Annotated in this window: 20 protein-coding genes, 1 tRNA gene and 2 pseudogenes; 11 read left to right on the top strand and 12 right to left on the bottom strand. The window is 36.8% G+C overall.

The window, feature by feature from the left end:
• Window positions 1-41: 41 nt before the first annotated feature.
• Window positions 42-956, bottom strand: coding sequence for a tRNA (adenosine(37)-N6)-dimethylallyltransferase MiaA (miaA, locus tag ACMGDK_RS18915; RefSeq protein WP_436809370.1), 915 nt, complete (start codon window positions 954-956; stop codon window positions 42-44).
• A 131-nt stretch (window positions 957-1087) separates the two neighbouring features.
• On the opposite strand from miaA, the gene ACMGDK_RS18910 reads away from it, so the two are divergent.
• The 4 genes from ACMGDK_RS18910 (at window position 1088) to ACMGDK_RS18895 (ending at window position 4220) form a co-directional block, all read left to right on the top strand.
• Window positions 1088-1945, top strand: a complete 858-nt coding sequence (locus ACMGDK_RS18910) for a YicC family protein (protein WP_436809369.1) — start codon at window positions 1088-1090, stop codon at window positions 1943-1945.
• Between the two features lie 70 nt (window positions 1946-2015).
• Window positions 2016-2579, top strand: a complete 564-nt coding sequence (gmk, locus tag ACMGDK_RS18905) for a guanylate kinase (protein WP_436809368.1) — start codon at window positions 2016-2018, stop codon at window positions 2577-2579.
• Window positions 2580-2700: 121 nt separating this feature from the next.
• Window positions 2701-3720 (top strand): quinolinate synthase NadA, encoded by a 1020-nt coding sequence (gene nadA / locus ACMGDK_RS18900; protein WP_111960477.1) that lies wholly within the window; start codon window positions 2701-2703, stop codon window positions 3718-3720.
• Window positions 3720-4220, top strand: a complete 501-nt coding sequence (locus tag ACMGDK_RS18895; protein WP_436809367.1) for a hypothetical protein — start codon at window positions 3720-3722, stop codon at window positions 4218-4220. The genes nadA and ACMGDK_RS18895 overlap by 1 nt, the downstream gene beginning before the upstream one ends.
• Window positions 4221-4509: 289 nt before the next feature.
• Here the strand turns inward: ACMGDK_RS18895 and ACMGDK_RS18890 are convergent, their stop codons facing one another.
• The 3 genes from ACMGDK_RS18890 to ACMGDK_RS18880 all read right to left on the bottom strand — a co-directional run bounded on the left by ACMGDK_RS18890 (window position 4510) and on the right by ACMGDK_RS18880 (window position 5234).
• The gene (locus ACMGDK_RS18890; protein ID WP_436809366.1) at window positions 4510-4704 is read right to left on the bottom strand and encodes a bacteriocin-like protein; all 195 of its coding nucleotides are present in this window, start codon (window positions 4702-4704) and stop codon (window positions 4510-4512) included.
• An 81-nt stretch (window positions 4705-4785) separates the two neighbouring features.
• The gene (locus ACMGDK_RS18885; RefSeq protein ID WP_436809365.1) at window positions 4786-4956 is read right to left on the bottom strand and encodes a bacteriocin-like protein; all 171 of its coding nucleotides are present in this window, start codon (window positions 4954-4956) and stop codon (window positions 4786-4788) included.
• Window positions 4957-5033: 77 nt separating this feature from the next.
• A complete protein-coding gene (locus tag ACMGDK_RS18880) occupies window positions 5034-5234 on the bottom strand; it encodes a hypothetical protein (protein WP_436809364.1) in 201 nt (66 codons plus the stop codon).
• A 423-nt stretch (window positions 5235-5657) separates the two neighbouring features.
• Between ACMGDK_RS18880 and thrA the strand changes: the two genes are divergently transcribed.
• From thrA to ACMGDK_RS18845, 7 genes and pseudogenes are all read left to right on the top strand, one after another.
• Window positions 5658-8108 carry a bifunctional aspartate kinase/homoserine dehydrogenase I gene (gene thrA / locus ACMGDK_RS18875; protein ID WP_436809363.1) on the top strand — a complete coding sequence of 817 codons (2451 nt, stop codon included), beginning with the start codon at window positions 5658-5660 and terminating at the stop codon, window positions 8106-8108.
• 10 nt (window positions 8109-8118) lie between these two features.
• Complete coding sequence (locus ACMGDK_RS18870) at window positions 8119-9060, top strand: homoserine kinase (RefSeq protein ID WP_436809362.1); 942 nt, start codon at window positions 8119-8121, stop codon at window positions 9058-9060.
• Window positions 9061-9070: 10 nt separating this feature from the next.
• Complete coding sequence (gene thrC, locus ACMGDK_RS18865; RefSeq protein WP_436809361.1) at window positions 9071-10399, top strand: threonine synthase; 1329 nt, start codon at window positions 9071-9073, stop codon at window positions 10397-10399.
• The gene (gene folB, locus ACMGDK_RS18860) at window positions 10380-10751 is read left to right on the top strand and encodes a dihydroneopterin aldolase (protein ID WP_436809360.1); all 372 of its coding nucleotides are present in this window, start codon (window positions 10380-10382) and stop codon (window positions 10749-10751) included. Before thrC ends, folB begins: the two co-directional genes overlap by 20 nt.
• Before the next feature lie 141 nt (window positions 10752-10892).
• Window positions 10893-12143 (top strand): annotated as a pseudogene (locus ACMGDK_RS18855) (DUF4403 family protein).
• A gap of 23 nt (window positions 12144-12166) precedes the next feature.
• Window positions 12167-12673, top strand: a complete 507-nt coding sequence (locus ACMGDK_RS18850) for an RDD family protein (RefSeq protein ID WP_436809359.1) — start codon at window positions 12167-12169, stop codon at window positions 12671-12673.
• 58 nt (window positions 12674-12731) lie between these two features.
• A tRNA-Cys gene (locus tag ACMGDK_RS18845) sits at window positions 12732-12802 on the top strand.
• A gap of 296 nt (window positions 12803-13098) precedes the next feature.
• Here the strand turns inward: ACMGDK_RS18845 and ACMGDK_RS18840 are convergent.
• From ACMGDK_RS18840 to ACMGDK_RS18805, 8 genes and pseudogenes are all read right to left on the bottom strand, one after another.
• Window positions 13099-13836 carry a hypothetical protein gene (locus tag ACMGDK_RS18840; RefSeq protein ID WP_436809358.1) on the bottom strand — a complete coding sequence of 246 codons (738 nt, stop codon included), beginning with the start codon at window positions 13834-13836 and terminating at the stop codon, window positions 13099-13101.
• 108 nt (window positions 13837-13944) lie between these two features.
• Window positions 13945-14505 carry a hypothetical protein gene (locus ACMGDK_RS18835; protein ID WP_436809357.1) on the bottom strand — a complete coding sequence of 187 codons (561 nt, stop codon included), beginning with the start codon at window positions 14503-14505 and terminating at the stop codon, window positions 13945-13947.
• 91 nt (window positions 14506-14596) lie between these two features.
• The gene (locus tag ACMGDK_RS18830; protein ID WP_436809356.1) at window positions 14597-14881 is read right to left on the bottom strand and encodes a helix-turn-helix domain-containing protein; all 285 of its coding nucleotides are present in this window, start codon (window positions 14879-14881) and stop codon (window positions 14597-14599) included.
• 83 nt (window positions 14882-14964) lie between these two features.
• Complete coding sequence (locus ACMGDK_RS18825; RefSeq protein WP_436809355.1) at window positions 14965-15765, bottom strand: hypothetical protein; 801 nt, start codon at window positions 15763-15765, stop codon at window positions 14965-14967.
• A gap of 119 nt (window positions 15766-15884) precedes the next feature.
• The gene (locus ACMGDK_RS18820; RefSeq protein ID WP_436809354.1) at window positions 15885-16283 is read right to left on the bottom strand and encodes an IS1/IS1595 family N-terminal zinc-binding domain-containing protein; all 399 of its coding nucleotides are present in this window, start codon (window positions 16281-16283) and stop codon (window positions 15885-15887) included.
• Window positions 16284-16413: 130 nt separating this feature from the next.
• Window positions 16414-16803, bottom strand: coding sequence for a hypothetical protein (locus ACMGDK_RS18815; protein WP_436809353.1), 390 nt, complete (start codon window positions 16801-16803; stop codon window positions 16414-16416).
• Window position 16804: 1 nt separating this feature from the next.
• Complete coding sequence (locus ACMGDK_RS18810) at window positions 16805-20452, bottom strand: DUF6443 domain-containing protein (RefSeq protein ID WP_436809352.1); 3648 nt, start codon at window positions 20450-20452, stop codon at window positions 16805-16807.
• Between the two features lie 6 nt (window positions 20453-20458).
• A pseudogene (locus ACMGDK_RS18805) lies at window positions 20459-22546 on the bottom strand (hypothetical protein); the annotation flags it as partial.

Raw genomic sequence — 22546 nt, 5'->3', positions numbered from 1 at the left:
AAAACTTAACCAATCCTTAATGGTTTAAAATATCCTGAAATTTATTTTTCGAACTGTCCGGAGATCCATTGAAGCAGCTCTTCAAAGTCTTTTTGCGAATATCCTAATGGCAGATAGTGAATATCATCTGCTTTTCTGTACCATGTCAGCTGACGTTTTGCATATCTGCGGCTGTTCTTTTTAATTTCAGAAACCGCAAATTCCAAATCCCATTCTCCGTCAAAATATTTGAATAATTCTGCATATCCAACAGTTTTTAAAGCGGTAAGATCTTTAAATTCCTCCAAGCTTTCCGCCTCCGCCAAAAGCCCTTTCTCCATCATGATATCTACTCTTCTGTTGATCCTGTCATACAGATCCTCTCTTGGAGCTTCAATTCCGATACGGATCACATTAAAGTCTCTGGAATCCTGAGAAATAGCAATCTGTTCCGAATATTTTTTATCCGTCTGCCAGATTACGTCAATAGCCCGTAAAAGTCTTCTGTGATTATGAAAATCTACGACTTCAAAATACTCGGGATCAAGTTCTTTTAATATTTGCTGAAGCTTTTCGATTCCTTCAGTATCAAGGATTTCCTGTAATTTTCTCTGATTATTTTCATCAGCTTCAGGCAGGTCATTCAAACCTTCAATAACTGCTTTTTCGTACATCATACTTCCACCGACCAAAATAACGGTGTCATGATTGACAAAAAGTTCATTGAGTTTTTTTAAAGCATCTTCCTCATACTGCCCGATAGAATAATATTCCTGAACCGAAAGATTCCCGATAAAATGATGAGGGGCTTCCGCCAGTTCTTCTTCCGAAGGTGATGCTGTTCCTATTTTCATTTCTTTAAAAAACTGGCGGGAATCGCAGGAAACAATTTCGGTATTGAAATGTTTTGCCAGATCAATTGCAAGTCTCGTTTTGCCTATTCCAGTAGGTCCTACAACAGAAATCAAATTTTTCATATGTAGTTTATCTATTTGTTCTTTAAAGGTCATATGGAATCTTAAGTCTTCATCATTAATTGTGGTTTCCAAATCACTGCGATTTCACAGTGCTAATTTAAATGTTTATCTTTGTACAACAATAAAAAACTATGATTTTATCAATGACCGGATTCGGCAGAGCCGAAGGTGTTTTTGAAGGAAAAAAGATTTCAATAGATATTAAATCTCTGAACAGCAAAAGCTTCGATTTGAATATCAAAGTCCCTTTACGTTATAAAGAGAAAGAATTTGAGATCAGAAAAATCCTTAATGACAGAATTATCCGTGGAAAGGTAGATTGCTACATTAATTTGGAGAACCTTGAAGAGACTAACGATGTGAAGATCAACAGGAGTTTAATTGACTCTTATATGAATGAACTTCGCAATATCGCTTCAGACGGTCCAGACTTTGAATACCTGAAAATGGCGGTAAGACTTCCTGATGCCATCACTTCAAGACCTGACGAACTTACGGAAGGCGAATGGGAGGCTCTGGCAAAGATCGTTCATGCAGCTGTAGACCGTTTCATGGAATTCAGAAAGACAGAAGGAACTATTTTACATGAAGAACTCGAGAGAAACATCCAGAATATTGATAAATATCTTTCTGAAGTAGTTCCTTTTGAAGAAGAAAGAATCACTGCTGTAAAAGAGCGTTATCAGAAATCTTTAAAGGAATTTGAGAATGTAGACGAAACCCGTTTCTATCAGGAAATGGCTTACTTCACGGAGAAACTTGATATTGCAGAAGAGAAAGTAAGGCTGACTCAGCATTTGAAATACTACAAAGAAGTAATGGATAATGAAGATTTCAACGGAAAAAAACTTGGCTTTATTTCCCAGGAAATCGGAAGAGAGATCAATACCTTAGGTTCAAAGGCCAATCATGCAGAGATCCAGAAGCTGGTGGTCATGATGAAAGATGATCTGGAAAAAATAAAAGAACAGACGTTAAACGTATTATAGACCATAGACCTATAGACAAGAGATCAAAGAATTTATTCTCATATCTCTAATCTAAAAATCTCTAATCTAAATGAATAAAGTTATCATATTTTCAGCGCCATCGGGGAGCGGAAAAACTACATTAGTAAAGCATTCTCTGGAAACATTTCCTGAACTTGCGTTCTCCATCTCATGTACCACAAGACAGCCGAGAGGAAGTGAAACCCATGCAGTGGATTATCATTTTTTGAGTCCTGATGAATTCAGACAGAAAATAGCGGAAGATGCTTTTGTAGAATATGAAGAAGTATATACTGACAAATATTACGGTACTTTAAAATCTGAAGTGGAAAAAATCTGGAATCAGGGAAAAGTAGTTATTTTTGATGTAGATGTAAAAGGGGGAATTTCCTTAAAAAAATATTTTGGAGAGCAAGCCCTGTCTATTTTCATTGAACCGCCTTCCATAGAAGAATTGGAACGAAGATTGATCTCCAGAAACACTGACGATGCAGAAACCATCAAAACACGTGTAGCAAAGGCCGGAGAAGAAATGACCTTTGCGAAAGAGTTTGACAGGATCGTTATTAATACCGATCTTGATGTAGCAAAAAAAGAAATAGAAAGTTTAATAAAAAAATTTATTGGGAATTAAGAGATGGAGGATGGAAGCCGGATGATGGAAGTTTGAAAGAGTAATTACAATTCAAACTACAACATTCTAACTTCTAATTTCTAACTTCTAACTTCCAGAATCAAAAAACATTAAGGTGGATATGAGTACCGAAACATTAGAAAAAGCTAAATCTGCGATTCCTGTAAGAGGATTTCTGGATATAAAAGACATAGCGATCCCTCAAGGAGAAGAACTGGTGAAAGCTATTCTGAAACTTAAGGAAGAAAAAAATGCGGTGATCCTTGCCCATTATTATCAGCCGGGAGAAATTCAGGATATTGCTGATTTCCTGGGAGATTCTCTGCAGCTGGCAAGACAGGCCAAAGACACCAATGCAGACATGATCGTATTCTGTGGAGTACATTTCATGGCTGAAGCCGCTAAAATTCTGAATCCGACTAAAAAAGTAGTTCTTCCTGATACCATGGCCGGATGCTCTCTGGCAGACGGATGTTCAGGCGAAGGATTGAGAAAGATGCGCGAACAGCACCCTAATGCTCTGATCGCTACATATATCAACTGCAACGCAGAAACTAAAGCAGAAAGTGATATCATCGTAACCAGCTCAAATGCTGAAACTGTGATTGAAGCCCTTCCAAAAGACAGACCGATCATTTTTGCTCCGGATAAAAATTTGGGAAGATATTTATCTAAAAAAACCGGTCGTGATATGATTCTTTGGGACGGAAGCTGCATCGTACACGAAGCATTTTCCATGGAAAGAATTGCCCAGCAGATGGCGGACAATCCTGATGCGAAATTAATTGCACATCCTGAAAGCGAGGAAGCCGTTTTAAAGCTGGCCCACTTTATAGGTTCCACTTCTGCCCTGCTGAATTTTGTAGAGCAAGACGACTGTCAGAAATTCATTATTGCCACTGAGGAAGGAATTCTTCACGAAATGAAAAAACGTGCTCCGCATAAAGAACTTATTCCTGCGCTGGTTTTTGATGAAAGCTGTAACTGTTCGGAATGTTTCTATATGAAACGTAATACTATGGAAAAATTATATCTGTGCATGAAATACGAGCTTCCGGAAATCCTTATCGACGAAGAACTTCGTTTAAAGGCTCTCAAGCCAATCGAGGCCATGCTGGATCTTTCGAAGTCAATCAAATAATGAAAAAAACATTTTTACTATTGCTTCTATTTGCCAGTAGTTTGTACTTTTCTCAGAATCATAAAGAAATAGTGATCAGACAAGCCACTGAAATGAGGAAATATTTCATGGAAAAAAATTATAACGCATACAGTAATTATGTTTATGATGGTGTTATAAAAATGTTTGGAGATAAAAAGAAAATGATCAGTACATCGGTGGATGCTGTTGAAAAAATGAGTAAAGCCGGATATACTTTCAAAAAAGTTGACTTTTCTGAAGTTTCTGATATTATTCATACTAAAAATGAACTGCAGACAGTAGTCCATCAAAAAATAGAAATGGAAGCACCTAAAGGTAATGTTTTGGGTGATTATTATATAATAGCCGTTTCAAAAGATAATGGAAAAAATTGGAAGTTTATAGACACTTCAGGAAAAAGTATTGAATCAGTAAGAAAATACTTTCCAAACTTAAGTTCTAAACTTTATATTCCAAATAAGAAAATTACTATCAAATAGAAAGTATAAAAATAAGCACTGTTTTCACAGTGCTTATTTTTTCATATATTTAAAGTTCAAACCAAAATCTTTACATATGAAAAATTTAAAAAAATTAGACAAAAAATGTATAAAAAGTATCAATGGCGGAACATCAAGCGAATGTGACACTTATTGCAAGCCTGATGAAGTATGTATTCCGGGAGTATGTGGTAGCCCGCCAAAATGTTTAGCCACTTCTTAAAAGTTGATGAGTTAATCAATTTTAGTAAATTAAAAAAAGCACTGTTATAAAACAGTGCTTTACTTTTTAAATGGGTCCGAAGCAGAAATAATCTACTCTCACCCTTAATTTGCAACATTCAGGCAAAGCATTAAAATCTTCACATGATTTTGGATAATCCGGACCTACTCCATAAGGTCCCGGAGGGCAGTACTCAAAACAGGTATTTCCTCCGTTAATCGATTTCAGATTTTCTCTACCTAACTTTTTAAGATTTTTCATATTGATTTGTTTTGGTTTCTAAATATAGTATTTTAAACCTCATCTATGAAAATGTACTAATAAAAAGAGACTCTAAATTAATTACACCATCGGAGCATAGCACGTACCTCCCGGAGTTCTCCAGCAGCCCCAGGCCCCACCGCCACGAAAGCATACATACGCAGCCCCGCCACATGTCTCAATTTGAAAGTCGGTAAATCCACCGCTGATTTTACTCTTTTCTTCTCTTGAAAGTTTTTTTAAATTTTTCATATTAATTTTAATTTTGTTTCATAAATACACTTTAAACATCATTTGTGAAAAAACATCACAACATGAAGAATAAAGCTTTAATTTATCACTGGACCTACGCAGCTCATCATGACAAGATACTGCCCTTTACAGCAATCCGTTAAAGCAGCATACTGCTGACAGCTGCGTGTTGCTCCGGATCCCGGGGGGCCAAAAGTAGTTCCTGCAGGATAGGGGCAACCTCCAGGACATGCTGCACCATTTACTTTTTTCAACTGTTGTTTCGATAATTTTCTCATAATACTTTTCTTATTGTTAATAACTATTTGCAGTTCTATTATAACTGAATTTTTCACATGCTGTTGATGTGCTTAACAAAGATGGAGCTCAAAAACATCGAAACAAAACCAGAATTAGCAGGTGTAACTGAATATTGAGTAAGTGATGCAATTTGCTTGATTCTTGTAATCATTTCTGACAAATTATTTTGATATCTCCAAATAATTTGTACATTTGTTTGGTAAAGAATGAACTTTCTAAGAAACATATCAGATATTTCTATACCGGAATTACTTATTTCGGGACTATCTTCTGTTTCTACATTTACTACTACAACAACTACCCCTTAGCGGGGTACATTTTCACATATCATTTCCTGCACCCGTACTCTTTTTTTTAAAGAGTAACCATTTCGTTTTACCCAACCCTTAAAAATTTATTGGATGAAAGTCTTAAAATTCGGCGGTACATCTGTCGCCAATGCCGGAAATATCCTTCTGGCAGAAAATATTATTAAAAAAGAATCTTTACAGAGCAGAGTGATTGTTGTAGTTTCAGCTCTTCATAATGTTACTGATAACCTCATCAAAGCAGCTGAATACGCTTCTCTTAAAGATGAAAGATATATTCCCATTATTAAAAGTCTGGAAGAAAGACATTTAGATCTTGTTAAAGAACTGATTCCTGTTTTATCCCAGAGCCCATGGCTAAGCTTCGTTAAAAAGCATTTTAATGATATGGAAGATATCTACAGCGGAATATTTGTATTAGGTGAGTTTACAGATAAAATCCGGGACAGGATTACTTCATATGGAGAATTTCTGTCATCAAATCTTATCGCAGCAAGGCTTCAGTATGAGGGATTGAACTGTATATGGATGAATTCGGCTGACCAGATCAGAACAGATAATAGTTTTACCAATGCGAAGGTAGATTTTGAGATCACTGAAGAAAATGTAAAGAATTTTACAGACAATCATAAAAACCAGATCATCGTTGCTCCCGGCTTTATTGCTAGAGATCAGAACGGAAATGCTACTACATTAGGCAGAGGCGGTTCCGATTATACAGCAGCTATAATTGCAGCAGCAGTTTCTGCTGAAGAGCTTCAGATCTGGACCGATGTAAACGGCATGATGACTGCAGATCCAAGATTGGCTTCCAATGCTAAACCTATTCCTGAGATTTCTTATCATGAAGCCATGGAACTTTCCCATTTTGGGGCTAAGGTTCTGTATCCACCATCCATTCAGCCTGTTATGGCAAAAAATATCGATCTTAAGATTAAAAATACTTTTGATCCGGAAGCGCCTGGAACACTGGTTTCCCATAAATTAGACCAATCAGCTGTTGAAAAACAACAGGCTGCAGCAGGAGTTTCCAATATGAGCCATATTGCCCTTCTTACACTGGAAGGCAGCGGAATGGTAGGAATTCCCGGAACTTCGGCAAAACTCTTCCAGTGTCTCAGCTTTGAAAAAATAAATGTTATCCTTATTACTCAAGGTTCTTCGGAACATTCTATTACCATTGTCGTCAATGAAAAAGACGTATTTCATGCAGAAAATGTTGTGAATTCCTCTTTCGAAGATGATATAAAACTACAGAGAGTAGCTCCTGTAAAAATAGAAACCGGACTTTCAATTGTGGCGCTGGTAGGAGAAAACATGAAAAACAGAAGCGGAATAAGTGCCAAAATGTTCGGATGCCTGGGTAGTAACGGGATTAATATCAGAGCTATTGCGCAGGGATCTTCAGAAAGGAATATCAGTATTGTTATTTCAGAAAAGGATACTAAAAAAGCAGTTAACGTTCTTCATGAAGAATTTTTTGAATCGGAAATTAAGCAGGTACACCTTTACCTATGTGGAATCGGAAATGTAGGATCAAAACTGGTAGAGCAGATCTTTGAACAAAATGAATACCTTAGGGAAAACAATTTGATTAATTTAAGAATTGCAGGGATTTCCAACAGCCGGAAAATGTTTTTTTCTGATCACGGAATTTCTGAAAGCGAGTACAGCAACTGGAGTGAAAAAGGCGTCGAAGCTTCTATCCATGGCTTTGCAGAAGAGATTATTTCCCGGAATCTTCGGAATTCAGTATTTATTGATGTAACTGCCAGTTCATCAGTACCGGAGATCTATGAAAACTTATTAAAAAGAAGCATCAATATTGTGGCTTGCAACAAAATTGCAGCCTCTTCAGATTTTAAAGTGTATAAAAACTTAAAAAATACTGCACGGAATCACAACTGCAATTTCTACTTTGAAACCAATGTGGGAGCCGGACTTCCGGTTATCGGAACTATTAATGATCTCATGAAAAGTGGTGACAAAATCACTTCTATACAGGCTGTATTAAGTGGAACGCTAAATTTCGTCTTTAACAATTATGACGGAAGCAGAACATTTTCAGAAGTTGTTGCCCAGGCCCAGAAAGAAGGTTTCACCGAACCGGATCCACGACTGGATCTGACTGGAACTGATGTAGCCCGAAAAATCTTAATTCTCGCCAGAGAAGCTGGATATCCCCTTCAGTTTGAAGATATAGAGAATGAAAGCTTCCTGCCTGAAGAATGTCTACAGGGAAGTGTAGAAAACTTCTATAAAAAGCTTACTGAATACGAAAGTCATTTTAAAAATTTAGTCAGTGAGGCACAAAAAAATGGCAAAATATTGAAATATACTGCTGAATTTAAAGATGGTAAAGCTAAGGTTGGCCTTCAGCATGTTGCTCCAGACAGTGATCTCTATCATCTGTATGGCAAAGACAATATTGTCATTTTCAAAACCTTAAGATACTCCGAGCAGCCTCTTGTTGTAAAAGGAGCTGGTGCAGGAGCCGAAGTAACTGCCAGCGGTGTGTTTGCAGATATTATCCGATCAGTTTAAAATAAATAATATGAAAAAGATTAAAATAAAAGTTCCGGCTACCGTTGCCAATCTCGTTTGCGGATTTGATATCCTGGGAATGGCTATTCATGAGCCTTATGACGAAATGGAACTGCAATTACTGGACAGCCCAGAGATCATTATCAGACATGAAGATCATTTCGGGCTTCCGGAAGATCCGTCAAAGAATGTTGCGGGCGTTGTTCTCCAAAATATCATCGCCCATCTGAAGCTGACAAAAGGTTTTGAGGTCACGATTCGTAAACATATAAAGCCGGGCAGCGGGCTCGGCTCTAGTGCGGCAAGTGCCGCCGGAGCCGCTTTTGGGGCTAATGCTTTATTAGGAAATATTTTATCCCGTGAAGAAATGGTTCACTTCGCCATGTTCGGTGAAGAGCTTGCTTCCGGAGTACGCCATGCTGACAATATTGCTCCGTGCATTTATGGAGGTATCACATTGGTGAAATCCTCCTCTCCTATTGATATTATTCCTTTGAGTACCCCCAATCTGTATGTAGCTGCAGTCCATCCGCAGGTCGAGGTGAAAACTTCAGATGCACGACAGATTTTAAAGAAAAATATTCTTCTGAAAGACGCTGTGGAACAGTGGGGAAATATAGCAGGACTCGTGACAGGAATCCTCAAAAACGATATTCCGCTCATCGGAAGAAGTCTGAATGATATCATTGTAGAACCTGTCCGAAGCATTCTGATTCCGAAATTTGATGAGATCAAAACAAGAAGTTTGGAGACTGGTGCACTTGGAGGTGGAATTTCGGGTTCAGGACCTTCAATTTTTATGCTGGCAGAAAAAAAAGAAACATCAGAAAAGATTGCCCAGCTGATGAAATCTGTGTACGATGAAATTGAAATCGAGAGTTTTGTATATGTATCAAAAATAAATCCTTCAGGAATTGAGATTGTTGAAGAAGATCATGATGATAACCAATAAATTAAAGACAATGAATTATTATAATTTAAAAGACAAACAGGAAACCGTTAATTTCAAAAAAGCCTCTATAAAAAGTCAAGGTAACCAAAAAGGACTATTTTTCCCGGAAAAAATCCCTCAGTTTGATAAAGAGTTCATTCAGAACCTGCATCTGTATTCCAATGAAGAAATTGCGTTCAGATGTATGAAGGATCTTATCGGGGACGAAATTCCTTCGGAAATATTAAAGAAAATTGCTGCTGAAACCATCAGCTTTGAGATTCCTTTAAAAAAGATCAGTGAGCAGATATCTATTCTGGAGCTTTTCCATGGACCTACTTTGGCCTTTAAAGATGTCGGTGCGAGATTTATGAGCCGATGTCTGTCATATTTTCTAAAAGATCAGGATAAAAAAGTAACAGTTCTTGTGGCCACTTCCGGTGATACGGGAGGAGCTGTTGCTTATGGATTTTATAATGTTCCGGGAATCAATGTGGTGATTCTTTACCCCAAAAACAAGGTGAGTGCTGTTCAGGAAAAACAGCTTACGGCAGTGGGAGGAAATATTTCGGCACTGGAGGTCAACGGAAACTTTGATGACTGTCAGAATCTTGTCAAGCAGGCTTTTTCAGATGAAAGTATTAACTCAGAGTTGTTTTTAACTTCGGCTAATTCTATTAATGTTGCCAGGTGGCTTCCCCAGCAGATTTATTATTTATTAGCTTTAAAGCAATGGAAACAGCACGAAAATCAGGATCCGGTAATTGGTGTTCCGAGTGGAAATTTCGGAAATATCTGTGCAGGACTTCTTGCTTATTTCCGGGGGCTTCCTGCAGAGCATTTTATTGCTGCATGCAACAAAAATGATGTGGTACCTGATTATCTGAAAAACCATAAATATCATCCTAAAAAAGCTGTAGCTACCCTATCCAATGCCATGGATGTTGGAGATCCAAGTAATTTCACCAGAATTCTGGAACTTTTCGGGCATCAGTTTGATCATCTGAAGAATATGATTTCAGGATATTCGATAGATGATGAATTAACCCTGCAAACCATAAAAGAAGTATACGAAAAATATAAGTATATCCTCGACCCTCACACTGCAGTTGCATTTGCTGCTATGAAACAGTATCTGAATGAAAATCCCGGCAAAAAAGGATTTATATTGGGAACAGCACATCCTGTGAAATTCCCTGAAGCAGTAGAAAAAGCAGCTCATATCGCCATTGATATCCCCGAAGCGCTGAATGATCTTATGAAAAAGGAGAAAAAAACTGTAGAAATAAATGCAGATTTTGAAGAATTAAAACGATTTTTGCTGAATAAAAATCAGGACAATGAGCAAGATCTTTCTTGAAGATGTAAAAATATATGCCTACCACGGCGTGCTTCCCGAAGAAAATATCATCGGGACCTATTATATTTTAAATGCAGAGCTGCACACGGATCTTTGGGAAGCTGCGGAAACAGATGATCTGAATGATACGATAAGCTATGCTGACATCAATGAGATCATTCATCAGGAAATGTTCATTAAATCCAAATTACTGGAGCACGTGGCAGGAAGAATTATTATGAAGATTCATGAAAGTTTTCCCCAGATTTCCTACATCAAACTGAAGATCACAAAAGCTTCACCACCGATGCGCGGTGAAATGAAAGGAGCAAGTATTGAGCTGGAAAGAAGCTTCAAACCTGGCGATTTTTAATTTTATCTATACAAAAAACATACTGAATTGAAATCCATCAAATTATTATTTCTATTAAGTTTCGCCATAGTTTTTGGCCAGACTGCTGTTGATAATCAATCTGCTGTTTATAATTTCCCGAAAATAAAATCCAGCATTACAATGCCGGTAACCATTCCGCTTTCTGAAATCAGCAATATGATCAATGCTTCGGTAAAGGAGCTGGTATTTCAGGATGATTCTTATACGGATAACAACAATGACCAGTTCAAGGTAAAGGTATGGAAGACCCGTCCTATCCGCCTCGTAGGCGGAACAAGTCAAAACCTCCTGATAGAGGTTCCTTTAAAAATATGGGCCGAAAAAGGGATTGGTACGCTGGGAGTATATTCGTACCAGAATACAACTTTTGAAACGGTTATGTCCTTCAATACCACGATTAATTTTAATAACAACTGAACAATTTCTACCCATACGCAGCCCAACGGTTTCAGATGGGTAACCAAGCCTGTTTTGGATTATGGAAGAATACAGATTCCTATCACCTCACTGGTAGAAAAAAGTCTGAAGGAACAGCAGGGAAAATTTGCGAAAACTATTGATCAGCAGATGGCTACCCAGCTGAATTTCCAGCAGTATGCAGTAATGGCCTGGAATGTTTTCTCGCAGCCTTTTAATATTTCGGAGGAGTATAATACATGGCTGAAAATAAGCCCGGTCGGTGTGAATATCACTCCGCTGAAATTCTTTGGAAATGAGATTACCACAAATATAGGAATGGATATTTATTCGGAAACGTTTACGGGAAGCAAACCTGCTGCATCACCATTGGTAAAATCAGCTGGAAATTTCAATGTAGTTCCGGTTTTAGCCAATCAGTTTCTTCTGCAGACCACTGCTAATGTTCCTTTTTCAGAAGCAACAAATATTGCCAGAAATATGTTCATGAACAAGGAATATGATGTTCGAGGCTCCAAGGTAAAGATCAAAGACATTCGTGTTTATGGTGCCGAAGGAAGAGTGATTATTGAAGCTGAAACAGAAGGCTACGTGAATGGAAAAGCCATTATTTCCGGGATCCCTGTATATGATAAAACGAAAAAGAAAATAGTGCTGTCCAATACAAAATTCAATTTAAGGACGGCTAATGTGCTGCAGAAAACCGCTACCTTACTTTTTAAAGGAAAAATTGTAAAGATGATCGAAGAAGAATACGGAATTCCTACACAGGATCTGGAGCTGGCCTCGAAAAAAAGTATAGAGGAAGCATTCAATAAAGAATATTATAAAGGTTTAAAAATGAATGGAAGGGTTTTCAATCTAAAACCCGGCAGTGTCTTGTTAAATCAATCCGGTATCACTGCAGTTATTGAAACAAATGCCACTTTAAAGCTAATACTTAACGGAATATAAATTAATCAAAAACTAATACCACCATGAGAAAATATCTGGCAGTTGTCGACAGACATAAGGCCACCTCCGGCAAACGCTTTCTTAATTTCTTTTTAGACAGGCTTTTTATACAGGTCATTTATTATGCATTCTTTTTTATATTTGGAATAGGATACACGATAGTATATGGAGAGGGATTCTCTGCTGAAAATGAAAACCAAAGTTTTACTTTTACCCTGATCACATTCCTTATTTACCTGGCTCTGTCTTTTTCCTATTTCTTTTTTATGGAATATTATCTGGGCAAGACCATTGCTAAATATATAACAGGAACAGAGGTAATCAGCATAGATGGAAATAAACCAACATCCCAACAGATTATTGCCCGTACTTTTTCCCGTGCTGTACCTTTTGACTCCCTTTCTTTTTTAGGGAATAATGGCTGGCATGACAGCTGGAGTGATACCCGGGTGATCAACGGTAAAGACTATATTGCTGAAAGACAATTAAAAGAGGAAATAAGCAGCATTGGCGCTAAAGAAATGATTTAAAAATTTTTGTTCATTAATTTTTTTTGCTATATTTGCACACCTCAAAAATGGTAAAAATGGTACTTTGGCCGAGTGGCTAGGCAGTGGTCTGCAACACCATCTACAGCGGTTCGAATCCGCTAGGTACCTCATTACAAACCTCTAATCATCTTGTTAACAGATCTTTAGAGGTTTTTTGTTTGCTCCTTTCCCGATATTTTCCCGACAATCTTATTTTAAACTAGTTTTTCTTTTTCAGAACTGAAAATTTGAGGATAAGTTTGTTTCTAAAAGAACAAACACGATCATTTATTATTTTTATTAAATATCTTTATTAATAATCTTGTTTCATTATCTTTTTTAAGCTGTCGATATTTTGAAAAAATGTTTTTACTATTCAAAAAAATATTCTCTAACTAATTGTTTTTTCTTTTTAAGCTGCTGATTTACTTTTTAGGCTGTTGAAGAGTTGTTGTTGCCTTTATTTTTTCCAAAGCTATATTAAGAGCATTTTTTTTACTTTCTTTTAATACGTTTATCTTCATGCTCTCCTTTCTTTTCTCTGCTTCATACACTAATTCTTCAAGATTAATATCAAATCCCACATAAAAACCTTTAGTATACCGGGAGTAATATTTTAATCCCCAATTAATTTGTAGCTCAATCTTTATTTTATCCAAATGGTATCTTGTAAAATCAAAACCTTTTAAAGCTTGGTATTCTTTTACTTTTTCTTTACCTGCCATTCTTGTAAACATCATCTGGTTATTTGTTTTAGCATATTGCTTCTTTCCAATAATTGATTTTAAAGCCAAAAAAGCAAATAAACATTCCCAGATATAATCTGTTTTATCGTTTTTATAGAAGTCCCAAAAAATATCTGTATTTAGTCCCGTATAGACTTTCGAGTTTCTATATTTTGAATGTAATTGTCTACCTTGTGATAAGGCAATAGTTATACTTCCTAACTCCACATTAAACCAAGATGCTGACCTTTTAAATCTTTCTTCCTCTGTTTCTTCATACTCATTCAAGTCTTCAATAAGGATAGAATGATTATAAATTGAATAGTAAAGTAAATTGCTGAGGAAATTTTTCTTAGCCTCCGAATTGGATTTTAAAATCCCTTGCATTAAATGAATAGGAAAATTGAAGTACTTGACATTGTTTTTAGATACTTCCATATTTTTATTTTTTGAATGGAAAATTAATCAGGGACTACGACAAAAGATGACGCATTATTTTGCTTGCCATGACATAAAATAAGTTTATTACTAAATAGACGGAATAAGCTAAATTCCGGAAACTAATAATCTTTCAATATCATGATGAGAAATTTTATCAGCAACACTTAACCTCTCCGTTATTTTCAGATATTTTTTTGTAGGTTTTCCTTTATAATATTTTTTGAAATAAGGTTTGTATAGCTGTTCATAAAGCCTTTCTGATTCAAAATATGGTCCATATAGTTTATCCATCAGACGGAAATTTTTGCTTTCTATCTGTTTCTGATACATTATGCCAAGATATGCTTCCCGATGAAGAAAATATTTTTTACCATATAATTTCCTGCAAAGCTTACCGGTATTAGGGCAAACAAAGAACCAAATTTTCCCGTTTCCAAGATTAGATGTCTTTGAAACAATTTGAATATTATAATTAACAGATTCTTTTTTATAGAGATAATCAAGTGTTAAAACCCCTCTATCTTCACCTATCTGAACTGAAATTCTTATACTGGCTCTTTCCTCGCCATGTCTTGACCATTTTATTGTTCCACTTAGATGTTGCTTTGTTACAATATAATTATGCTGTTTTAAAAAGGACATAGAAAAACAAAGAAGATCTTCCATAACTGTTGGGAATGATGAAGGTTTGGGCATGATACATTGAAGTTATAATTTATACTCGCACTATATAGGAAACCTAAATTATTAAGGAAAATCATCCTAATTTATTCTGGTCGATAAAATCATCTATTTCATTTCTTTTAAAATAAATTCGGTTTCCAATCCCGTAAGCGATAAGTGTTCCCTCTTTTCTCCACCGGTGAAGCGTAGATAAATCAATATGCAAGATTTCACATACCTCAGCTCGGGTGAGGTATTTTGTAGGTTCTTTAGGTTGAAACTCCTTAGATAACTGTTCTTTGAGTTCCGGAATAATCTCTTTTTTAATTTCCTGAATTAGGTCCGTAGGTGTAGTTCCTATAAACTGTATTGTTGTCATAATGTATTGTTTGAAATATTATGCAACAAAGATGAGTTCGGAAAAAATTCGGAACAAATTTATTTCTCCGAATAATATAGCATTTAGTTGTTTTTCATTCCATATTTCGCGAGAATGAGACTAAGTTCTCTTTTATCCTGCATATTTTGGATCGGATATTTAGAGCTATTTTTATCTTGTGTAAAATGTGTGTTAGTTGACTTTTGCTTTAAAGGCTCCTGGGAAATAAGCTCAAAAAAACCTGCAATCTGATTATTGGTGAGTTTTGGATATTTTTCTCTAAGAAAATCAACAATACCGGACTGAATTAACAACCCTATTTTTTGTTTTTGCTTTATATTAACATGTTCTTGATAATCCTGATAATTAATAGAAGCTTTTGTCAAACTTTCTAATTTTTCTATCAGATAAGAATAAAATAAAAAATCAATTAAAACCTCAACATACCCATCTTTACATTTATTGAACTTTTCATACATATCCTCTTCCTCGGTAAGCCTTATAAAGTTATAGGCATCTGCTGCATATATTGCGTCAGGATGCGGAATTATTGAGAACAGTTCTGTGAAATTACTATTATATTCCTCTATTGTCTGTAGCAGCCATCCCTGATCCATAATTACATCTCTTTCAATATAATCAATTGAAAATTTTAGGTACATTTTAAAAATACTGAAATCATACGACTGATAAAAGGAAATATTTTCCACTAAATATTTTTCCTTCAGTTCTTTTTCAATAATATATTTCAATTCTCTTTCAACACTTATTATCTTACGGAACAGCATTTTGTTAACTTGATCTGTGATATATTCCTCTAAATACACCATAAAATAAGGGTGTCTGAAAAAGTACATAATTGGTTTTTCATCAATCTTCTTCATTGCTCAAATAGAATTAAGGTTGTAATTTATTATTAGACCTGTTTGTTTGGAAGCTAAATTACTTCTCAATTGCGACAAATTGTGTCGTATTAAAAGATTTTCTGAATTAATTCTATTCGTTAATCTGATTTGAATCGTATTTCATTAATGGCATATACCAGCCACATCACATTAGATTTTTTTCTGATGAAAACTCTCATCTCATCTAATTCATAAGATTGGTGGTAAGAAATAAGGGGTTGACCAATATTATCTGCAATTGCAACAATTCTTTTAAGTAAAGTAGTTGTTGAAATTTTTAATATTCTCACAATACTTCTTATCCCCATGCTTTCTTTAGTTAGCTGAATAACCTTTGTATTGATGTCTTTTTTATAAGCATTATAAGAATATTGTAAAACACTTATGGCTTTGCAGAACTTACATTGATAGCGTTGCTTTCCATAATTAGTTTTGCCATATTTTATAAAATCATCACCAACACATTTGAAACATGAGTAAACTTTTAAGGACTCCAATTTTCTATTAAAAAACAAATAGAGTGACCAAACGATCACTCTATTCTATAAAATTAATACTTATTATTTCTCGTTAAGTTCGATTAATAAAGAAAACCAACATTTTTGAAACATTGCCCCACTTTAAAGATTACCTAACTTTTATATATTCAAGATCTTCATCAGCATTAATTTCTACAATTATATGATTATTTTGTTCATAAACAGGAAAAGAAGTTAGCATTAAAAATTTTTTAGCTTCTTCATTTGATAGAGGCTCTAGTAATTCATTATCTTCATTATTATAAAAACCTTTAAGATTAATGCGATTTCTTTCTAATGTCCATTTATCTTTTCCTTGATACATTAATTGCGAATTTTTATTATAAATTTTATGTACATATATATCCTCTTTAATAATAAGCGTATCAATTACGTTTTTTCCTGTAAAGGAGTATTTCCCTAATAAATCTTTTTTATTTATGCTACAACTTATTGTAATAACTGATCCTGATATGATGGATAAAATCAATTTCTTCATATTATTTTGTTTTCATATTATTTTTATTAACCCATAATAGATATGTTTGTCGTGTAGTACTTTCAGGATGACCAACACCATTAATCCTAGGGATATTTCTAGATTCAGCCTTATTAAAAGGATTTAAAGAATAAGATGAAACCGATTTTGAATCAAATGCCATTATAACAACTTTATTTCCTACAGGATAAAAACTAAAGTTAGTTTTCCCCATAAATTGGCCTTGCATATTTTTATTCTCCATGACAACTCCAATAGGTCCAAACATACCAGAATAAGATACTTTTTCATTCATTGATGTTTCTTTAAAATAACTAATTGCTGATTTATACATATCAGTTTTCATTAGTTGGCTGACTGCTGCATTACCCATTACAAGTAAACTATTTTCAGGACCCCCTCCACTTAAAAATTCATCGTATAGATTAGCCCAATTTGTACTATTACTTCTACGCGTATAACCTTTTAAATTTTTAGATGAATTCATCCATTGATCATCACCAGATTCTCTGTCTACTATTCTTGTTTTGCCATTAAAACTTGCTCCACCACCTATATAATGGAAAAAATCTATTTCGTCACCACCTAGATCACTGACTTGCCTTACCTGACCAGTTTGAATATCAACAACATATTCATTTGGTGGGTAATTAAAATCAAATGGATTGAAATTATACTGAGGATTCATTAGTTTTCTGAATGCATCTGCTGCTTCACTTCCTTCATATATTTCAATATTTCCTCCTATTCCTCCTCCAACAGATGCTAATTGGTCATAGCTACCACCTCTATCTCCTAATCCCAGCCAGTTTGGATTGGTCCAGCCAGAGCTTACATCCACATTACCAAATCCATCACCAGCCATTGCAAACTGTCTTGGAGCCATCCCATCCGGATCTATAAAGCTTACAGGATTGTTAAAGGCATAGTTATATGGAGAATATCTTCTCATCTGTTCAGCCAATGGATCTATCACACCCCATCTGCCAATATCAGCCATATACATTCTGGCTCCGTAATCTCCCCAGCCTGTTTCCTTTTGTAGTTCTTTGCCGTTGTACCCATAAGTATATGAAGTATTTCCGGCTAAAACATTATAACCTTCATGCTTTAATCCAAATGCATAATAATTATTTTCTTCAAGAGCTTCTGCGCTGCCAGATAAATTTTTGGAGTAGCTTAAACGTACATTCCCCAAATGATCTGTATAGCTGTAAATATACTTATTATTTTCAAAATTATAATAGCCTTCAGCTGTTGGTACAAATTTTAAAGCAACAGTTTTGCCTTTTTTGCCATTCATGATTTCATACTGAAAGCCATCTATATATTCTGTAACTGTAGATTCAAGGGAAGTAGCAGTACCAAAAGGATCGAAAGGAGTGTAATTATAAATTTTCCTGAGCTTAGTTCCATCCGCACGATAAGTATAATATATATTTTCATTAATAATTCCTTCGCGTGTTGGTAATCCCTTATCAAACTTGATGTAATCGGGAAGATTCAGAAAATTATAATCAATCTGTAAAACCCCTTTATCTACATGATCCTTCATATTCCCGTTATCATCATAGGAAATGGTGTTCCCGGAAGTATCAGGATAGCCACTGTAGTTTCCTGAAGTATCAGTAACGGTATTAAGCCTGTTTCCCGTATAAGTATAGGTAAGATTGTCAATAAGCTGCGCTGTTCCTGAACTGCTTTTCCCGTTTCTCTGCAATGAAGTCATATTGCCGTTCAGATCGTAGGCCAAGGTTTCATTAAAGAATCCGTTCTGTGGAACAGAAGCTCCCGGTTCAGAATAAATTCCTTTTTTAAGCCTGTTCAGGCCATCATACTGATAGTTATACTGTCTTAAAACCTGGTCCGTAGCCGTTTTCCAGGTCACTTCCGTAATATTGCCGTTGTATTTCCCTGTGGAGCCCTGGGTGGTATTCTGGGGATTAAAATATTTCAGCTCATAACCGAACAGTTTCGTTCCGAGTGCAGCCGGATCATTGATCTTGGTAAGCGCTCCACGGATGTCATACTGGTAATCGATGCTTTGAAGCCCGCCCCCAACTTTTTTATTGGATAGCTGCGACAGCTCATTATAGGTATTTTCCGTTAACAGTTCCACAGGACCGCTGTCTACCTGATGACGGTGCTTGGTTACCCTGTTCTGATTGTCAAAATCAAAGCTTTGGGAGATTACCTTTTCGGTATCTGTACTCAGTCTTTTATGATAGACCTTGGTCTGTTTGGCCATCCCCACAAAATCCAATTCTGATTCTGTTCTGGTGGTTCCACCCAGATGATTAATGCTGTACGTGCCTAATGCTCTTCCTTTTTTATCATAATAGACATAATTTTTAGTCCAGTTATCATCCTCGATATTTTTCACAAGGCTAAGGGTAGGCATCGCCTGGGTATTTACCGTAGCATTCTGTGTATCGGTAATCACAGCCTGTCCCAACATGGTAGAAGGAAAAGCAGGATTGAAGCTGTAGGAAGGGTAGGTGTCGTAATAGTTTACTGATAAGATTTTGTCTATTGTTGTGGGATAAGCCGTATTTCCGTAATAAACAGCCATTCCATTGTTGGTAAAACCTGTTGTATTTCGTTCTTCCACGACAGGCTGACCTTGTTCAATATAATAATATACACTATTTTGCACCTGCTCCCTGGTAAACCACGCTCCAATATCTGCTGTTCCGGTATAAAGCACGCGTGAAAATTTGTCGTATTTTGTAAACATCCATTTCCCGCTAGGCTTCATATTGGCATCCTGAGACATGACCAAACGATCCGCTTTATCATACACCAGATACTCCCAGCCTTTTCCCGGAACTTTTTTCTCCACCAGCCTTCCAAATCCGTCATAGCGGTACTGGTAGCAAAGCTTGTCCAGCATCGTCTGATCCGGAGCCGAAGTGCCCACCGCCAGTGGCGGAATCACATAGACCAGCTGGCCGTATTCATTGTACAGGTAATAGGTATCTACATTCTGGGTGCCGTCATTTTTTCTGGCCAGTATCGTCTGTCCTTTGCCATTCTTGAATTCCGTGGTGATATTTCCATCCGGATCGGTAACGGAAGTTTTCATCAGCTGGTTAGCAGCATAGGAAGCCGAGAAGGAAATACCTGAATCTGTTCTCCCTTCTATCCAGCTTGTTGTGATCCCATATTTTTTCACTTCACCAGATGCGTTGGTGCCGTAGGCCATATTGGCAGGCTTCTGGGACCAGGCGGTTCCGGCCGGAATAACCTGGCTTACTCTTGTGGTAAACAGGTCGTCATATCGTTTTTCAGCATAGATCTTTTCACTTCCGTATCCGGCGGATGCTGCATTGGCCAGCGGATTGGTATAGATGGCTCCGTTCGCTGTGCCCGGCTGGGGAACAGGAAGATAGCTTTTCGCCTGCCTTCCTTTTGCATCGTATTCTATAGGAACTACAACGTCTCTTCCAAGCGGCGTAGCTTTGATGGCCACTGACTGGACAGGTCTTCCTAATCCGTCAAAATACTGAACAGATTCTGATTTTTTGATACAGTCTGCATCCAGACAGTTTTTGGTATAAATATAGTTTTCAGCAGTACTTAGGTTCGTTTGTGCGAAAGAGAGCCCTGCTATAAACAATATATGGAATGCTGTTATAATTTTTTTCATGATTTTTTAGTGTTTGTAGTTGTACTGGTTCTCCTGCAAGGTTTTTCCGTCTGCGTCCTTTACCCGGATCAGTCTGCCTGCATTGTCATAGATGTTTACGGTTCTGATGCCATTAGCTGATATAGACTGGGTAACTCCAATCAAAGGATCATAAGCAGTTGCTGTAACACCGAAATTCTTCAGGGCAGGATCTTTTCTAAGATTTTCCAGGGCTTGTATAAGTGCAGGCTCATTAGCCGGATTGTCACGATCTGCATTGGAAGCGGCTATGGCAGCGGTCACTGTAGAAAGGGAGGCTACCTGGGAATAGGAGACTCCTGAAATAACAGCAATAGGCAGGGTCTGGTAATATCCCCAGATTGTGGTTGTAGGAACTCCGTTTTTCCCGGTTACCTGTACCAGATTCCCTTTGTTGTCATAAACATCCAGTGTGGAAGCGGTAAAAGGACTCTGGTTCTGCCTGTTGTAACCGATCACGGAGCTCGGGTATACATTAGCTGAATGATCAAATTTAGTTTCAGATTTTCCGGTGGTTTTACCCCCTTCTTTTACTTCTGTTTCTACCGGCATTCCTGTCATATTAGCAGCCAGCAGCTTGGTGATATTTTTATCCTGGGCGTATTTATAGAAGCTTTCGGTCACCGTTCCGTCTGCAGCTGTAGTTTTTGAAGAGGAAGGTTTGTAATTATCCGACCTTACATTGTTTTCGCTTGCGGTTTGCAGGAAAGATGCTGCAGATCCTGAAGGATAGGCTATGGAGCTGCTTTTTGACTGGCTGATGAATGCTGTTTTGGAATAAAAACCTTCATCAGTCTGATAATCAACATTATCTGCGATGCCAAATGTATACTGATAATCATCTTTTCCCAGAAGCTGGTTGGTCTCACTATACATTTCTTTTTTCTCCAGGATCCCTGATCTTAAGAGGTTGTAGTAAGGCTGGAAATTAGCCGTACTTCCATTTTTAGGAATGGTGTATGCCGGATAATCTTTATCCAGTTTGAAATAGTATTTTGCATATCCGTTTCCTGAACCATCTGTTACTTTTACATTTTTAAACATGATTCTGCTGTCTTGGGAAGTATAGCCACTTGACGCATTGGGAATGGAAAAATCATCATAAGTATATGAAACTGATGTTACCGGTGTGCTGCTGTTAATATCATTAAATCTTTTGATGGAGCGGATTCTGTATGAAGCCTGTGGTTTTGCATTACGGTAAGGTCCTGGTTTTGCCACGACTTCTATCAGCCCAAAATTAACCTGTCCGTTCTGCATCGGTACATTGGCGGTGACGGTATACTGACCCGGATAGTTGTAAAATTTTATCCCGCTTCCTTTCTGGTTGGTGGTTAGTACCTCAGTCCCTCTTTTCAGGGTATAGGTGATCCTTTTATTCTCGGGTACGGGAGGAAGGAGAATAGGCTCTCCTGTATTAGGATCAACTGAAGTATAAACGTCGCCGTAATTTACCCAGAACGTTTTTTTCTTTGAAGGATCACCGGAGATCGTAAAAGAATAAGTCAGGGTTTGATGGGTATCAAAGCTGAAATTTAAAAACTCCTGCTGTTGCTGTGTACATGGATCTGTATAATCCAGGGTTAGGGATTCCAGGTAGGCTGCTGAGCTTTTATCAGCATAGGTCTCCGAATTTTCATACCCATACTGGGTAACCCCTTTCGTAGGATAAACAATCCTGTTAAGAACACCGGATGGATTAACGGGTACACTTCCTTGACAGGATCCGCCTAGCGAAGCTTCCAGGTTGAGAGGATTATAAAGGAATGCAGTCTCTTCAAGGATATTCTGTCCATCCATTTTCTTTATTTTATCCAGCTGTCTTTTTTTGTAGGTAGCATCCCCCGGATATGGCGGAAAAGGATAGGAATAGTCAAAGGCATATTCTGCTACTTTACCATAAAAATTATTCAGCATTACTTTTTTAATGCTGTAAGGGTCATTCATGGTTTTTTCCAGGGTCTGGTCGTAATCATAAACGATCTCAATATTTCCAAGAGCAGTATTTATTTTCTGAAGCTGGCAGCTTTTATAAAGCAATGTGGTAGTATCAGTATCATACTTTGTATTTTTCTG

Origin of the sequence: Chryseobacterium hilariae (genome assembly GCF_051400735.1) — a bacterium.
GTDB lineage: Bacteria > Bacteroidota > Bacteroidia > Flavobacteriales > Weeksellaceae > Chryseobacterium.
The sequence above is the reverse complement of the archived record's forward strand: the minus strand, read 5'-3'. Positions and strand labels throughout refer to the sequence as shown.

What these genes read in the sequence shown, in the direction of transcription:
- miaA (WP_436809370.1), bottom strand. Translation starts at nt 956, where the DNA reads ATGAAAAATTTGATTTCTGTTGTAGGACCTACTGGAATAGGCAAAACG.
- ACMGDK_RS18880 (WP_436809364.1), bottom strand. Translation starts at nt 5,234, where the DNA reads ATGAGAAAATTATCGAAACAACAGTTGAAAAAAGTAAATGGTGCAGCA.
- ACMGDK_RS18840 (WP_436809358.1), bottom strand. Translation starts at nt 13,836, where the DNA reads ATGGAAGTATCTAAAAACAATGTCAAGTACTTCAATTTTCCTATTCAT.
- ACMGDK_RS18910 (WP_436809369.1), top strand. Translation starts at nt 1,088, where the DNA reads ATGATTTTATCAATGACCGGATTCGGCAGAGCCGAAGGTGTTTTTGAA.
- folB (WP_436809360.1), top strand. Translation starts at nt 10,380, where the DNA reads ATGAGCAAGATCTTTCTTGAAGATGTAAAAATATATGCCTACCACGGC.
- ACMGDK_RS18830 (WP_436809356.1), bottom strand. Translation starts at nt 14,881, where the DNA reads ATGACAACAATACAGTTTATAGGAACTACACCTACGGACCTAATTCAG.
- ACMGDK_RS18850 (WP_436809359.1), top strand. Translation starts at nt 12,167, where the DNA reads ATGAGAAAATATCTGGCAGTTGTCGACAGACATAAGGCCACCTCCGGC.
- ACMGDK_RS18890 (WP_436809366.1), bottom strand. Translation starts at nt 4,704, where the DNA reads ATGAAAAATCTTAAAAAGTTAGGTAGAGAAAATCTGAAATCGATTAAC.
- thrC (WP_436809361.1), top strand. Translation starts at nt 9,071, where the DNA reads ATGAATTATTATAATTTAAAAGACAAACAGGAAACCGTTAATTTCAAA.
- ACMGDK_RS18825 (WP_436809355.1), bottom strand. Translation starts at nt 15,765, where the DNA reads ATGAAGAAGATTGATGAAAAACCAATTATGTACTTTTTCAGACACCCT.
- ACMGDK_RS18870 (WP_436809362.1), top strand. Translation starts at nt 8,119, where the DNA reads ATGAAAAAGATTAAAATAAAAGTTCCGGCTACCGTTGCCAATCTCGTT.
- ACMGDK_RS18815 (WP_436809353.1), bottom strand. Translation starts at nt 16,803, where the DNA reads ATGAAGAAATTGATTTTATCCATCATATCAGGATCAGTTATTACAATA.
- ACMGDK_RS18835 (WP_436809357.1), bottom strand. Translation starts at nt 14,505, where the DNA reads ATGGAAGATCTTCTTTGTTTTTCTATGTCCTTTTTAAAACAGCATAAT.
- gmk (WP_436809368.1), top strand. Translation starts at nt 2,016, where the DNA reads ATGAATAAAGTTATCATATTTTCAGCGCCATCGGGGAGCGGAAAAACT.
- ACMGDK_RS18885 (WP_436809365.1), bottom strand. Translation starts at nt 4,956, where the DNA reads ATGAAAAATTTAAAAAAACTTTCAAGAGAAGAAAAGAGTAAAATCAGC.
- thrA (WP_436809363.1), top strand. Translation starts at nt 5,658, where the DNA reads ATGAAAGTCTTAAAATTCGGCGGTACATCTGTCGCCAATGCCGGAAAT.
- nadA (WP_111960477.1), top strand. Translation starts at nt 2,701, where the DNA reads ATGAGTACCGAAACATTAGAAAAAGCTAAATCTGCGATTCCTGTAAGA.
- ACMGDK_RS18810 (WP_436809352.1), bottom strand. Translation starts at nt 20,452, where the DNA reads ATGAAAAAAATTATAACAGCATTCCATATATTGTTTATAGCAGGGCTC.
- ACMGDK_RS18895 (WP_436809367.1), top strand. Translation starts at nt 3,720, where the DNA reads ATGAAAAAAACATTTTTACTATTGCTTCTATTTGCCAGTAGTTTGTAC.